The organism is Stenotrophomonas sp. S41, from assembly GCF_016624625.1.
In the GTDB taxonomy this organism is placed as follows: Bacteria; Pseudomonadota; Gammaproteobacteria; order Xanthomonadales; family Xanthomonadaceae; genus Stenotrophomonas.
In genome coordinates, this window is the sequence record NZ_JACVTV010000119.1 from 1 (window position 1) to 13,010 (window position 13,010).

Genomic DNA, 13,010 nt, shown 5'->3' on the forward strand with positions numbered 1-13,010 from the left:
CCGCGCAACCCACCCGCCCGACCAAGCGCAGGGTTTTGCATTCCACGACCAGCCACGAGGGGCTCAGCCGTTAGCCTGGATCCTTACCAGCCTTCCAGCACGATCTTGCCCTTCGCGCGATTGCTCTCCACCAGCGCGTGCGCGCGTCGCAGGTTGGCGGCATTGATGCGCCCGAAGTGCTCGCCCAGCGTGGTCTGCAGCACGCCGGCATCGATCAGCTCGGCCACGCGGTTCAGCAGATCGTGCTGGCGCTGCATGTCGGCGGTCTTGAACAGCGGGCGGGTGAACATCAGTTCCCAGTGCAGCGACAGCGCCTTGCGCTTCAGCGCCATCACGTCCAGCTGGCCGGGGTCGTCGATCAGGCCCAGCTGGCCCTGCGGCGCCAGCACTTCCACGATCTGTGCGTAGTGCTGGTCGGTGTGGGTCAGGCTGGCCACGTGCTCGACCTGCGGGATGCCCAGCCGGGCCAGGCCTTCGGCCAGGGGCAGGCTGTGGTCGATCACGTGGTGTGCGCCCATCGCATAGACCCAGTCCTGGGTGTCCGGGCGCGAGGCGGTGCCGATCACGGTCAGCTTGGTCAGCGTGCGTGCCAGCTGCACCAGGATCGAGCCGACGCCGCCGGCCGCGCCGATCACCAGCAGGGTCTGCCCTTCACCGCCGCCCTCGGCGATGCGCAGGCGGTCGAACAGCAGTTCCCAGGCGGTGATCGCGGTCAGCGGCAGGGCCACGGCGGCGGCATCGTCGAGGCTGGCCGGCTTGCGGCCGACGCTGCGCTCGTCCACCAGCTGGTACTCGGCATTGCTGCCCGGGCGGTCGATCACGCCGGCGTAGTAGACCGCGTCGCCGGGCTGGAACAGGGTCACCTCGCTGCCCACCGCATCGACCACGCCCACCGCATCCCAGCCCAGCACGCGCGGGCCTTCGGTGGCGGCGTTGCGGCGCACCTTGGTATCCACCGGGTTCACCGCCACGGCGCGCACCGCCACCCGCAGGTCGCGCGGGCCCGGCTGCGGCAGGTCCAGGTCGATGTCGATCAGGGCCTGCGGGTCATCGATCGGCAGGCCGGCGTGGGTGTAGGCAATGGCGCGCATGGCAGCGGTCCAGGGGGGAAAGGAATCCACAGCGTGCGCCGCGCGCGGCCCCCCGGAAAGGCGCAGAATCGGTCAGCACTTTCACTCCGGCAATGAAAATGATCCGTTTCGACGATCTGCAGCTGTTCGTCCGCACCGCCGCACTGGGCAGCTTCTCGCAGGCCGCACGCGAGGCCGACCTGCTGCCCGGCCAGGTGGCCGCCGCGGTGGCACGGCTGGAACGCGAGCTGGACCTGCGCCTGTTCGTGCGCACCACCCGCAGCCTGCGCCTGACCGGCGAGGGCGCGCTGTACCTGCCCTACGCGCAGGATGTGCTGGCGACCCTGCGCGAAGGCCAGGCCCGCGTGCAGGGCGAAGACGCCGACCTGCACGGCACGCTGCAGCTGTCGGCACCGTCGGATTTCGGCCGCAACCTGCTGCTGCCGTGGCTGGCCTCGTTCCGCGCCGCGCACCCGCGGCTGCGGCTCCACCTGCGCCTGTCCGACGAGGTGGCCGACGTGTTCCGCGACCCGGTGGACGTGGCGATCCGCCTGGGCCACTTCGACGATGCCAGCTACGTGGCCCTGCCGCTGCTGGAGGGCAACCGTCGCGTGCTGGCGGCGTCGCCCGCCTACCTGCAGCGGCGCGGCGTACCAGCGCGGCTGGAGGACCTGCGCGATCACGACTGCCTGGCCTACCAGCTGGGCGGACGCACCCACGACCGCTGGGCGTTCGAGGTCGAGGGACGGCGCGTGGTGGTGCCGGTGCGCGGCCCGCTGGTCTGCGACGATGCCGACGTGGTGCGGCGCTGGGCCGTGGCCGGTGAAGGCATCACCTATAAATCCTGGCTGGACGTGCGCGAGGACGTGCAGGCCGGGCGCCTGCAGGTGCTGCTGGACGGCGTTGGCAGCCACATCCCGCTGCAGCTGGTGTGCCCGCACCGCAAGCAGTTCTCGCCGGCGGTGCGGCAACTGCACGCGCAGCTGCGCGATCACCTGCAACCGCTGCTGTCCGGCCTGCCCGGTGGCGAGGGCGGCCCCCTGTCGCCGGCCGCGGCGGTGGCCGACAATGGCGCCCCCCCGCAACAACAATGAGCCATGCCATGCCGTGGATGGGCATCCAGGACCTGTGGACGTTCCTGCTCGCCGTGCTGGTGTTCCTCGCCCTGCCCGGGCCCGGCACCTTCACCCTGCTTACCGCCACCGGCCGCGGCGGCGTGCGCGGCGGCTACACCGCGCTGGCCGGCCTGCTGCTCGGTGACCAGATCCTGATGTGGCTGGCACTGGCCGGCGTGGCCGCGCTGCTGAAAGCCAACCCGCTGGTCTTCCACGCCGTGCAGTACCTCGGCGCGGCCTATCTGGTGTGGGTGGGCATCAGCCTGCTGCGCACGCCGAAGACCGAGGGCGGCGATGCCGGCCCGATCCGCATGCAGCCCGGCCGCTACTTCCAGCAGGCGATCCTGGTCAGCCTGCTCAACCCGAAGGCGATCCTGTTCTACATGGCCTTCCTGCCGCTGTTCATCGACCCGAAGGCGCACCACGGCATCGCGACCTTCGCGGCGCTGGCCGGCATCATCTTCGTGGTCAGCGTGGCCTACTGCTCGCTGCTGATCGGTGCGGGCAACCTGGCCCGTCGCCATCTCATCCAGCATCCGCGCATCAGCACCGTGTTGCGCCGCGTGGCCGGCCTGTTCCTGGTCGGCTTCGGCATCCGCCTGGGGTTGAACGGATGATCCGGCGGCTGGCAGCGCTGGTGTTTGCCGTACTGCTGGCCGACACCGCGGCGGCGGCTACGGCGCAGGACCATCGCTGCCTGACCGGCGGCCGCAACGACAGCCTGCACCTGCTGTGGCGCTGGCTCGACGATGGCAGCGCCGATGTGCAGTACGCCGGCCAGCGCGGTCGCCTGCCGGTGCAGCGGGTCTCGCAGGAAACGACGGTGCTGGACGAAGACCGCCCCTCCCAGTTCGACAGCGTGTGGGAAGAACGCATCGAGGGCCGCCGCAACGGGCGCTACTACCTGACCACGCAGGGCGCGCGCGTCTATGGGTTCAGCTACGAACGCGCGCGCGATGGGCGGCGCACGGAGTTCAGTGAAGACCCTGAGGCCCGGCAGGAAGACGGCTGCCAGTGGCCAGGTGTCGAACCGCTGACCGTAGCGTCGAGCCTGCTCGACTGAAGTGCCCGTAGCGTCGAGCTTGCTCGACTGATGCAAAGAGCAGTCGAGCAAGCTCGACTCTACCTATCGTGCGGTTCCGCGCGCAGGTGGTCGATGAACACCCGCAGCTTGGGCGCCATCTGCTCGCGCGCCGGGTAGTACAGGTGGAAACCCGGGAACGGCGGCTGCCAGTCCTGCAGCACGCTCTGCAGTCGCCCGGCAGCAATGTCGTCGGCCATCAGCGAAGCGAAGCCCTGGGCCATGCCCAGCCCGGCAAGCACGGCGCGATGGGCGACGCCGGCATCGTTGAACACCAGCCGCCCGCTCACTTCCACGTCCAGCTCGTGGCCCTCGCGGCTGAATTCCCAGGGCATCAGCCTGCCGTTGGCCAGGCGGTGCACGATGCAGGCATGGCCCTGCAGGTCATGCGGGGTCTGCGGCACGCCATGGCGTTCGAAGTAGGCCGGCGTCGCCACCACCACCTGCCGCTCGGGCGGCCCGACCGGCACCGCGATCATCCCCTGGGCCAATGATTCGCCCAGGCGGATGCCGGCGTCGAAGCCCTCGCCCACCAGATCGGTCAGGGCCGGGTCGACGCACAGTTCCACCTGCACCTGCGGGTAGCGCGCCAGGAAATCGGGCAGCCGCGGCAGCACCATGCGGTCGGCGACGATGCGTGGCAGGGTCACCCGCAGTCGCCCGGCCGGCACCGAGCGCGCGCTGTCCAGTTCGGCGAAGGCCTGGTCGATCTGGTCGAGGCCGCCCCGCACCCGCTGCAGGAAACGCGCGCCGTGTTCGGTCAGGCCCACCCGCCGCGTGGTCCGCTGCAGCAGGCGCACGCCCATCCGTGCTTCCAGCGCGCGCACGCTCTGCGACAGCGCCGAGGTCGACACGCCCAGCGCATCGGCAGCGCGGGTGAAGCTGGCATGTTCGGCCACGTGGACGAAGGCGACCACGGCCGTCAGCGGGGCAGAGGCATCCATTGTGAAGCCAGCCTTCAAGGTGAGTCAGGTTGCACGCAGTTTATCCACATGATCGACAGGAGGAAGCTAAGCCCCACGCCGCCGCCCATCCGGGCGAGGTGCTTCCCCCAAGGAGATCCGCATGAAGACCCGTACTCTCGGCCCCGCCGGCCCTACCGTGTCCGCCCTCGGCCTGGGCTGCATGGGCATGAGCGCCTACTACGGCGGCCGCAGCAGTGAGGAGGACGCCATTGCCCTCATCCAGCACGCGCTGGACCGCGGCCTGACCCTGCTCGACACCGCCGATGTGTATGGCCCGCACACCAATGAAGTGCTGGTCGGCCGCGCGATTGCCGGCCGCCGCAACCAGGTGTTCCTGGCCAGCAAGTTCGGCATCGGCCTGGACCCTTCCGACCCGCAGGCGCGGCAGGTCAACGGCCACCCGGACTATGTGCAGGCCGCCTGCGAGGCCAGCCTGCGCCGCCTGGGCGTGGACCACATCGACCTGTACTACCAGCACCGCGTCGACCCGACCGTGCCGATCGAGGACACCGTGGGTGCGATGGCGCGCCTGGTGGAACAGGGCAAGGTGCGCTGGCTGGGCCTGTCCGAGGCCTCGGCAGCCACCCTGCGCCGGGCGCATGCGGTGCACCCGATCACCGCCGTGCAGAGCGAGTACTCGCTGTGGTCGCGCGAGCCGGAACAGAACGGGGTGCTGGCCACCACGGCGGAACTGGGCATCGGCTTCGTGCCGTATTCGCCGCTGGGCCGTGGCTTCCTGACCGGCGCCATCCGCAGCCCGGATGATTTCGAGGCCGACGATTACCGGCGTACCTCGCCGCGCTTCGAAGGCGCGAACTTCCAGCGCAACCTGGCGCTGGTGGACACCGTGCAGGCGCTGGCCGCCGAACGCGGCATTGCCGCCTCGCAGCTGGCCCTGGCCTGGGTGCTGTCGCGTGGCGAGCACATCGTGCCGATTCCGGGCACCACGCGGCAGGCACGGCTGGACGAGAACCTCGGTGCGCTGCAGGTGCAGCTGGACGCCGCCACGCTGGACGCGCTGGATGCGGCCTTCCCGCTGAATGCCGCGGCCGGCGAGCGCTATTCGGTCAGTGGCATGGCCAACATCGAGTCGTAGCCGCCGGATTGTGCCGATTCCGGCAGCCTGGTCGGGGCGCAGCGCGCGCCCGGCCAGGCATGACCCCCGTCAGTGGTAATGCTGCGCTGCGTTCGGTCACACTCGGGGACTTGTCGTTCCAAGTCATCCCCTTCCGAGGCCTGCATGTCCCTGCTCCGGCGCAAGTCGCTAGATTCCGTCACTGTCCATGAAGCCGGTCGGCGCCTGGTGCCGACCCTCAGCTGGCCGCACCTGATCGCCCTGGGCATCGGTGCCATCGTCGGCACCGGCATCTACACGCTCATCGGCGTCGGCGCCAACCTGGCCGGTCCTGCAGTGCTGATCTCCTTCGCCATCGCCGGTGCGGTATGCGCCTGCGCGGCGCTGTCCTATGCCGAGCTGTCGACGATGATGCCGGCCGCCGGCAGCGCCTACACCTACAGCTACAGCGCGCTGGGCGAAGTGTTCGCCTGGGTGGTGGGCTGGAGCCTGATCCTCGAATACTCGCTGGTGGTCAGTACGGTCGCGGTCGGTTGGTCCGGCTACTTCGTCGGCTTCCTCGAATGGGCGCATACGCAGTTCGGCTGGAACATCACCCTGCCAGCCGCGCTCGCTGCGGGCCCGCATGTCGCTGGTGGCTTCATCAACCTGCCGGCGATCGTCATCACCTGGCTGGTCGCGCTGATGCTGATGGCCGGCACCAAGGAAAGCGCCACGCTCAACGCCATCCTGGTGGTGTTCAAGCTGATCGCGCTGGCGATCTTCGTGGCCGTGGCCCTGCCCGCCTTCGACAGCGCCAACCTGCAGCCGTTCATGCCGTACGGCTTCGCCAAATCGATGGGCCCCGATGGCGTCGAGCATGGCGTGATGGCGGCGGCGGCAATCATCTTCTTCGCCTTCTACGGCTTCGATGCGATCTCCACTGCTGCCGAAGAAACCAAGAACCCGGGCCGTGACCTGTCCATCGGCATCATCGGTTCGATGATCGGCTGCACCATCGTCTACGTGCTGGTGGCGCTGGCCGCCGTGGGTGCGATGAGCTACGCGGTGTTTGGCCACAGCGCCGAGCCGCTGGCCCTGATCATGCGCCAGCTCGGCCATCCGACCGCCGCCATGGTAATCGGCGTGATCGCGATCATCGCCCTGCCGACCGTGCTGCTGGCCTTCCTGTACGGGCAGAGCCGCATCTTCTTCGTGATGAGCCGCGACGGCCTGCTGCCGCGTGGCCTGTCCAAGGTCAACGCACGCACCGGCACGCCGGTGGCGACCACGCTGTTCACCGCCGTGGTGGTGTCGGCGCTGGCCGGCGTGGCGCGCCTGGACGAAATCGCGGCACTGGCCAACGCCGGTACCCTGGCCGCGTTCACCGCGGTGGGCATCTGCCTGGTGGTGCTGCGCCTGCGCGAACCGGACCGTGCACGTACCTTCCGCACGCCGCTGGCCTTCGTGGTCGGTCCGCTGGCCGCGCTGGGCTGCATCTACCTGTTCATCAGCCTGCCGCACACCACCCAGCTGTACTTCCTGGTGTGGAACGTGGTCGGCTTGGTGCTGTACTTCCTGTACAGCCGCCGCAATGCGTTGATCGCGAAATAAACGCATCACCGGGTATGCCGGCCAGCGGCCGGCACTACCGCTTTGGCATCACGGGTAGTGCCGGCCGCTGGTCGGCATTTCCGCAGGGCGGTCAGCCGCCCTGCTTTGCCGCGTAATCCTGCGCCTGGCGCATCACCCGCAGCAGGTTGCCGCCCCAGATGCCGGCAATCTGCTGTTCGCTGTAGCCCTTGCGCAGCAGCCACGCGGTGATCTTCGGCAGCTGGCTGACATCGGGCAGGTCGCTCAGGCCACCGCCGCCATCCCAGTCCAGGCCGATGCCCACGTGCTCAGGGCCGACCACCTTGAGGATGTGCTCGAAGTGGGCGAAGAAGTCGTCCAGGCTGGCGTGGCGCATCGGGTGTTCGTGGTCCAGCGCCTGCTCGGCCTGCTGCAGGGCAACGCCCTGGGCGATGGTCATGCCTTCCCAGCCACCCAGCTGCTTGCTCAGCGCTTCCTCCGCCTGCTTGCGTTCGGGCGTCTTGGCGGTGTCGATCAGGTAGCCGCCATAGGCATTCACCTGGATCACGCCACCGGCCTTGGCCAGCTGGCGCAGGCGCGCATCGTCGAGGTTGCGCGGGTGGTTGTAGACCGCCTTGGCCGAGCTGTGCGAGAGCACGAACGGCACCGGCATCATCGCCAGCAGGTCATCGAACACCGCATCGGACGCGTGCGACTGGTCGATGACGATGCCCAGCTTCACCGCGGCGCGCACCAGGTCCTTGCCGGCCGGGCTCAGGCCCTTCCACTCCGCGCCCTTGGGGTCGGTGGCCGAATCGGCGAACTCGTTGTTGGCGAAGTGCACCGTGCTCAGCAGGCGCAGGCCGGCGCGGTGGTAGAACGAAAGCAGGCTGGGGTCTTCCACCAGCGGGCTGGCGTTTTCCATGCTGATGTAGACCACGCGCTTGCCGGCAGCCTTGATCCGCGCGGCATCATCGGCGGTCAGCGCCAGTTCGAAGCGCTCGGGGTTGGCCGCCAGCATCTGCCGGATCTCCAGCAGCCGCTGCAGGCCATGGTCGCGCTCGGCCAGGTGGGCGGCGGCGCTGCGGTCGCCCTGGTCGGTGTAGATCGCCCAGAAGCCACCGTCCAGCGCGCCCTCGACCATGCGTGGGTAATCCACCTGCGAAAGCGCGTTGTGGTCGTGCCGCTGTTCGATGTCGAAGCCGGCGCGGCCGAAGTTGGCCGGCGTGTCGAGGTGGCTGTCCAGGGTCAGCAGGCGCTGCTGCAGGCCCTTGGCGCGGGCCAGCTCCTGCGCGCTGAACTCGATGGCATGGGCGGACAGCGGCGCACTCAGCGCCAGGGCAAGCAGCAGGGACAGGCGACGCAGCGACGGCATGGGCTCTCACCGGATAGGAGAAGAGCCCGACCATAGCGCTGTGTCCGCGCATTGGGTAGCGCCGGGCCATGCCCGGCGGATCTGTAGGCAGATCAGCCGAGCATGGGCTCGGCTCTACAAAGACCGGCAGTCACGCGGTCAATCAACCACGCGGCAGAACACGGCCTTCAGGTAGCGCGATTCCTGCACGTGGGCCATGAACGGATGGTCCGGACCGGCGCCGGCCACCTTCAGGATCTGGATCGTGCGGCCAGAGAAGTAGGCCGCGCGGCGCAGCATGTCGAGGAACTGGTCCTCGGCCACCAGGCCGGTGCAGGAGAACGTGGCGAACAGGCCGCCCGGCTTGACCACGCCCAGCGCCAGCTTGTTCATGTCCAGGTACTTCTTCAGCGCGGTGATGACCTGGTCGCGGTCGCGGGTCATCTTCGCCGGGTCCAGGATCACCACGTCGTACTGCTCGCCGCGGTTGGCGGCATCGCGCAGCCACGGGAAGATGTCGGACTGGACGAACTTCGGGCGCACGTTGTTCAGGCGCGAATTGCCCTTGGCGATCTGGATGACGTCTTCATCGATGTCGATGCCGACTACTTCCGAAGCACCACGCGCGGCCGCGTACACGGCGAAACCGCCGGTGTTGCAGCACAGGTCGAGCACGGTCTTGCCTTCCACCTGCTGGCTCAGCCACTCACGGTTCTCGCGCTGGTCGGCGAAGAAGCCGGTCTTGTGCGCACCGGCCGGGTCGGCGCGGAACTTGATGCCGTACTCGGTGATCACCGACGCTTCGGTGGTGGTGTTGCCGTGGAAGTCGAAGCTTTCCTGCTTCTGCACGTGTTCGTCGGCGAAGCTGTGGAAGCGGCAGCCCGGGAACTGTTCGCGCAGGGCGTCGTAGATCCACTCGCGGTGGCGGAACATGCCGGCGGCGAAGAACTCGACCACCACCAGATCGTTGTAGCGGTCCACCACCAGGCCGGAGAGGCCGTCGCCTTCGCTGTGCACCACGCGCCAGGCGTCGGACACCGCGTCCAGCTTCAGCACGCCGCGGCGCAGCTCGACCGCCTGGGCGATCTTGCGCGAGAACCAGCCGGCATCGACCGGCACGTTCGGGTCGGTTTCGAGGATGCGCACGGCGATGCGCGAGTGCCCGTTGTAGAAGCCACGGCCGATGAACTCGCCATCGATGCCGACGACGTCGACGATGGAACCGGGCTTGGGCCGGACGGTCGGCTTCTCGACCAGTTTCTGGAAGATCCACGGGTGGCTGGAACGCCACGCGTTCTTGAGGCGGACAACGGGAAGGGGGGTATTCATCGGCCTATTGTAAACCGGCCGCCGGGGTCAGATCCCCGCAGGGGCTCTGCCCCCCGCCCGCCGCCCATTTGACGGCGGCCCGGCCAGGCCGCAGAATCGGCCCCAGAAGGGGAGTAGCTCCCAGACGTTGTCGCCGTCAATTCGAGCCCGCAGGCTCCGGTGCAACGGCAATCCCACCCGTGTGGGGTTGCGAGCGAGACCTTCGCCGTACTGGCGAAGCTCTGTCCCTGGATCCCCCTCCCGATCCTCCGTTGCAGATCCTCGCCGTCCGGCCTGGCATTCATCTTTCCAACGGATATTCCCAATGCAGACGATCGGTAATGTGTGGATGTGGGGCGGCTTCGTGGCGGTGGTCATCATCGCCCTGCTCGTCGACCTGGTGTTGATGCGACACGGCGGACCGCACAAGGTCACCTTCAAGGAAGCCCTGTGGTGGTCCATCGGCTGGGTCGTGCTGGCCCTGCTGTTCAACGCGGGCCTCTGGTACTACCTCAGCGAGACCGCCGGCCAGGTGGTGGCCAACAAGGTCGGCCTGGAATTCCTGACCGGCTACCTGGTCGAGAAGGCCCTGGCGGTGGACAACATCTTTGTCTTCCTGATGATCATGAGCTACTTCGCGGTACCGGAGGAGCAGCGCCAGAAGGTGCTGATCATCGGCATCCTGGGTGCGATCGTGCTGCGTACGATCATGATCTTCGCCGGTAGCGTGCTGATCAGCCAGTTCCATTGGCTGCTCTACGTGTTCGGTGCCTTCCTGCTCTTCACCGGCTGGAAGATGTGGTTCGCCGCCGGCCAGGAGCCGGACCTGGAAACCAACCCGGCCCTGCGCTGGATGCGCAAGCACCTGCGCCTGCTGCCGGACTACGCCGGCAACGCGATGAGCGTGATGCAGGACGGCAAGCGCTGGTTCACCCCGCTGTTCGCGGTGCTGATCCTGATCGCGGTGACCGACGTGATCTTCGCGGTGGACAGCATCCCGGCGATCTTCGCCATCACCACCGACCCGTTCATCGTGCTCACCTCCAACGTGTTCGCGGTGCTCGGCCTGCGTGCGATGTTCTTCCTGCTGGCCGGCATGGCCGACCGCTTCCACCTGCTGCCGTATGGCCTGGCGCTGGTGCTGGGCTTCATCGGCATCAAGATGATGATCATCGACCTGTTCAAGATCCCGACCCCGGTGTCGCTGGGCGTGGTCGCCGCGATCATTGCCGCCACCGTGGTGCTCAGCCTGAAGTACCCGCCGAAGGAAGACGCCGGCCAGGCCTGAGCCTGACCGGTCTGCAGCGCGCGGCCGGCGGGATTGTCCCGTCGGCCGCCCCCACTCTCCCGCAGCGGTGGCCTTGGTTTCGCGCCAGCCACCGCCATTGCTGAGGTATGGACAACAACACGCCCCTGCCCGCCGGTGACGTGCCGGCCCCCCGCAACGACCGCATGCGCATCCTGCGGGCGTTCAATGTCAGCCTGGCCGCCGTGCTGTTGCTGCTGGCCGTGTTCGCCCTGCAGGGCAGCTTCGACTGGCGGCCGTGGGCGGTCGCGCCGCTGGAGGCCAAGGGCCTGCTGGGGCTGATCGGCGGGCCGATGCTGCATGCCTCGGTCGAACACATCGCCGCCAATGGCTTTGCGATCCTGATCCTCGGCACCCTGGCCGGCAGCGTGTACCCGAAGGCCACCGTGCGTGCCCTGCCCCTGCTGTGGCTGGGTTCGGGCATCGGCGCGTGGATGCTGGGCAATCCCGGCAGCGTGCACCTGGGGGCCAGCGGCGTGACCCACGGCCTGATGTTCCTGCTGGCCAGCCTGGGCCTGCTGCGCCGTGACCGCGCGGCGATCGCCACCGGCCTGATCGGCATGCTGTTCTACGGCGGCATGCTGATGACCATCCTGCCGCATGCCGACGGCGTGTCCTGGCAGTCGCACATGGGCGGTGCCTTCGCCGGCATCATCGCCGCGCTGCTGTTCCGCAACGCCGACCCGATGACGCCGCGCCCGCATTACAGCTGGGAGGACGAGGAACACGAGGTCGAGGCACTGGCCGACGACGAGCTCGAGCCGCCCTCGCCGCGCCGCGTGCCGGTGCTGTGGCAGCCGCGCGAGGGGCAGGATTACGTGGTGATCCCGTTCCGCCGGCCGGAAGACCCGCGCGGTTGAAACAACACGTCGGGGTCGGATCCCCGAAGGGGCTCTGACCCCAAACCGGATGCCGGCCAGCGGCCGGCACTACCGGATTCTCAATTGCCCGCGGTGCCCATGCCATCCACCGCCTGCCGGCCCAGCGCCGGGTCATCGGTGAAGAACGCATCGATGCCGGTGGCCAGGTAGGCGCGCATCTCGGCGATCGAGCCTTCCGGGTTGCGCGCGCTGTCGGCGCCCTTGCGCAGGTTGCTGGCCTGGAAGTGGTTTTCCGGGCGGAAGGTGTACGGGATCACCATCAGGCCGGCCGCATGCGCATCGCGCACCAGCGCGGTCGGCGTGCCCAGCGCACCGTTGGCGTCCAGCGGGATGATCGAGCGCAGCTCCGGGCCGATGCCATCGGCGTAGCTGGCGATGTCCTTCAGCCCGGCCGGGGTCATCATCTGCGCATAGCTGAGCGTGCCACCGGCCTTGGCGACATCGGCCGGGCGGGTATCGCCCTTCCACAGCAGCTGCAGCAGGCGGATGTTGCTGCCACGGCCGATCTTGCCGCGCAGGTAGCGCAGGTTGGCGGTCTCGAACGACTGGATCGTCACCGGCGCGACGGTGGTGTAGGCGTTGCCGCGCAGCGCGGCCAGCACCTTGTCTTCCATCGGCAGGCCGATGGACTGGAAGTAGGTCGGGTGCTTGATCTCCGGCACCAGGCCGATGCCACGGTTGGCACGACCGGCCTGCTGCACCAGGAAGGCCAGGATCTCGTCCAGGGTGGCGATGCGGAACTGGCCATCGAACGCGGTGCTGCGCAGTTCCGGCAGGCGCTCGCGGGTGTAGAGGGTCTTCAGCTCGGCCAGGGTGAAGTCTTCGGTAAACCAGCCCTCGACCTTCTCGCCGTCGATGACCTTGGTGGTCTTCCGCTTGGCGAATTCCTTGTGCTCGGCGACGTCGGTGGTGCCACCGATCTCGTTCTCGTGGCGGGCCACCAGCACGCCGTCCTTGGTCATCACCAGGTCGGGTTCGATGTAGTCGGCGCCATCGGAGATGGCCTGCGCGTAGGCCGCCAGCGTGTGCTCGGGCAGCAGCGCGCTTGCGCCGCGGTGACCGTAGACCGGGACCTTTGCGGTCGCCGGGGTGGAAGTTTCAGCACTCATGGCCACCGATGGTGCCACGGCCAGCGACAACAGCAACGCACAACCCCACGACTTCACTGCGACTTCCCCAAGCGGTATGTGATGGGGGTCAGTATGCGGCGGGAATATGACAGCCGGGGGAAGCATGGGGTGGGGTACCCCCCCGGGGGGCCGCCCCCCCCCCCCGGGCCCGATTGCCACCCCCCGTTGGGGGTT

Annotated in this window: 12 protein-coding genes; 7 read left to right on the forward strand and 5 right to left on the reverse strand. The window is 68.5% G+C overall.

Features of this window, described 5'->3' with window-relative positions; all coding sequences use genetic code 11:
• Positions 1-83 precede the first annotated feature (83 nt).
• Positions 84-1,091, reverse strand: a complete 1,008-nt coding sequence (locus IAE56_RS18265) for a zinc-binding alcohol dehydrogenase family protein (RefSeq protein WP_200753506.1) — start codon at positions 1,089-1,091, stop codon at positions 84-86.
• 92 nt (positions 1,092-1,183) lie between these two features.
• Between IAE56_RS18265 and IAE56_RS18270 the strand changes: the two genes are divergently transcribed.
• From IAE56_RS18270 to IAE56_RS18280, 3 genes are read left to right on the forward strand one after another with little or no spacing between them, the layout of a single operon-like run.
• A complete protein-coding gene (locus IAE56_RS18270) occupies positions 1,184-2,164 on the forward strand; it encodes a LysR family transcriptional regulator (RefSeq protein ID WP_200753507.1) in 981 nt (326 codons plus the stop codon).
• Positions 2,165-2,172: 8 nt separating this feature from the next.
• Positions 2,173-2,802 carry a leucine efflux protein LeuE gene (gene leuE, locus IAE56_RS18275; protein WP_108770547.1) on the forward strand — a complete coding sequence of 210 codons (630 nt, stop codon included), beginning with the start codon at positions 2,173-2,175 and terminating at the stop codon, positions 2,800-2,802.
• Positions 2,799-3,248, forward strand: a complete 450-nt coding sequence (locus IAE56_RS18280; RefSeq protein ID WP_200753508.1) for a hypothetical protein — start codon at positions 2,799-2,801, stop codon at positions 3,246-3,248. Before leuE ends, IAE56_RS18280 begins: the two co-directional genes overlap by 4 nt.
• A 59-nt stretch (positions 3,249-3,307) precedes the next feature.
• Here IAE56_RS18280 and IAE56_RS18285 read toward each other — a convergent pair whose 3' ends face one another.
• The gene (locus tag IAE56_RS18285) at positions 3,308-4,210 is read right to left on the reverse strand and encodes a LysR family transcriptional regulator (protein ID WP_200753509.1); all 903 of its coding nucleotides are present in this window, start codon (positions 4,208-4,210) and stop codon (positions 3,308-3,310) included.
• 121 nt (positions 4,211-4,331) lie between these two features.
• Between IAE56_RS18285 and IAE56_RS18290 the strand changes: the two genes are divergently transcribed.
• Together IAE56_RS18290 and IAE56_RS18295 are read left to right on the forward strand one after the other, a co-directional pair.
• Positions 4,332-5,327: an aldo/keto reductase gene (locus IAE56_RS18290; RefSeq protein WP_200753510.1), complete on the forward strand. Its 996-nt coding sequence runs from the start codon at positions 4,332-4,334 to the stop codon at positions 5,325-5,327.
• A 144-nt stretch (positions 5,328-5,471) separates the two neighbouring features.
• A complete protein-coding gene (locus IAE56_RS18295) occupies positions 5,472-6,899 on the forward strand; it encodes an amino acid permease (RefSeq protein ID WP_164073020.1) in 1,428 nt (475 codons plus the stop codon).
• A 91-nt stretch (positions 6,900-6,990) separates the two neighbouring features.
• On the opposite strand, the gene IAE56_RS18300 is transcribed toward IAE56_RS18295, so the two are convergent.
• Both IAE56_RS18300 and IAE56_RS18305 read right to left on the reverse strand, forming a co-directional pair.
• Positions 6,991-8,232 carry a dipeptidase gene (locus tag IAE56_RS18300; protein WP_200753511.1) on the reverse strand — a complete coding sequence of 414 codons (1,242 nt, stop codon included), beginning with the start codon at positions 8,230-8,232 and terminating at the stop codon, positions 6,991-6,993.
• A gap of 138 nt (positions 8,233-8,370) precedes the next feature.
• A complete protein-coding gene (locus tag IAE56_RS18305) occupies positions 8,371-9,540 on the reverse strand; it encodes a class I SAM-dependent rRNA methyltransferase (protein WP_108770553.1) in 1,170 nt (389 codons plus the stop codon).
• A 304-nt stretch (positions 9,541-9,844) separates the two neighbouring features.
• Between IAE56_RS18305 and IAE56_RS18310 the strand changes: the two genes are divergently transcribed.
• Positions 9,845-10,807, forward strand: a complete 963-nt coding sequence (locus tag IAE56_RS18310) for a TerC family protein (RefSeq protein WP_108770554.1) — start codon at positions 9,845-9,847, stop codon at positions 10,805-10,807.
• A 107-nt stretch (positions 10,808-10,914) separates the two neighbouring features.
• Positions 10,915-11,685 (forward strand): rhomboid family intramembrane serine protease, encoded by a 771-nt coding sequence (locus tag IAE56_RS18315; protein WP_108770555.1) that lies wholly within the window; start codon positions 10,915-10,917, stop codon positions 11,683-11,685.
• An 80-nt stretch (positions 11,686-11,765) separates the two neighbouring features.
• On the opposite strand, the gene IAE56_RS18320 is transcribed toward IAE56_RS18315, so the two are convergent.
• Positions 11,766-12,872: a glycerophosphodiester phosphodiesterase gene (locus tag IAE56_RS18320; protein WP_200753512.1), complete on the reverse strand. Its 1,107-nt coding sequence runs from the start codon at positions 12,870-12,872 to the stop codon at positions 11,766-11,768.
• Positions 12,873-13,010 lie beyond the last annotated feature (138 nt).

What these genes read in the sequence shown, in the direction of transcription:
- IAE56_RS18265 (WP_200753506.1), bottom strand. Translation starts at nt 1,091, where the DNA reads ATGCGCGCCATTGCCTACACCCACGCCGGCCTGCCGATCGATGACCCG.
- IAE56_RS18300 (WP_200753511.1), bottom strand. Translation starts at nt 8,232, where the DNA reads ATGCCGTCGCTGCGTCGCCTGTCCCTGCTGCTTGCCCTGGCGCTGAGT.
- IAE56_RS18290 (WP_200753510.1), top strand. Translation starts at nt 4,332, where the DNA reads ATGAAGACCCGTACTCTCGGCCCCGCCGGCCCTACCGTGTCCGCCCTC.
- IAE56_RS18305 (WP_108770553.1), bottom strand. Translation starts at nt 9,540, where the DNA reads ATGAATACCCCCCTTCCCGTTGTCCGCCTCAAGAACGCGTGGCGTTCC.
- leuE (WP_108770547.1), top strand. Translation starts at nt 2,173, where the DNA reads ATGCCGTGGATGGGCATCCAGGACCTGTGGACGTTCCTGCTCGCCGTG.
- IAE56_RS18295 (WP_164073020.1), top strand. Translation starts at nt 5,472, where the DNA reads ATGTCCCTGCTCCGGCGCAAGTCGCTAGATTCCGTCACTGTCCATGAA.
- IAE56_RS18270 (WP_200753507.1), top strand. Translation starts at nt 1,184, where the DNA reads ATGAAAATGATCCGTTTCGACGATCTGCAGCTGTTCGTCCGCACCGCC.
- IAE56_RS18285 (WP_200753509.1), bottom strand. Translation starts at nt 4,210, where the DNA reads ATGGATGCCTCTGCCCCGCTGACGGCCGTGGTCGCCTTCGTCCACGTG.
- IAE56_RS18280 (WP_200753508.1), top strand. Translation starts at nt 2,799, where the DNA reads ATGATCCGGCGGCTGGCAGCGCTGGTGTTTGCCGTACTGCTGGCCGAC.
- IAE56_RS18315 (WP_108770555.1), top strand. Translation starts at nt 10,915, where the DNA reads ATGGACAACAACACGCCCCTGCCCGCCGGTGACGTGCCGGCCCCCCGC.
- IAE56_RS18310 (WP_108770554.1), top strand. Translation starts at nt 9,845, where the DNA reads ATGCAGACGATCGGTAATGTGTGGATGTGGGGCGGCTTCGTGGCGGTG.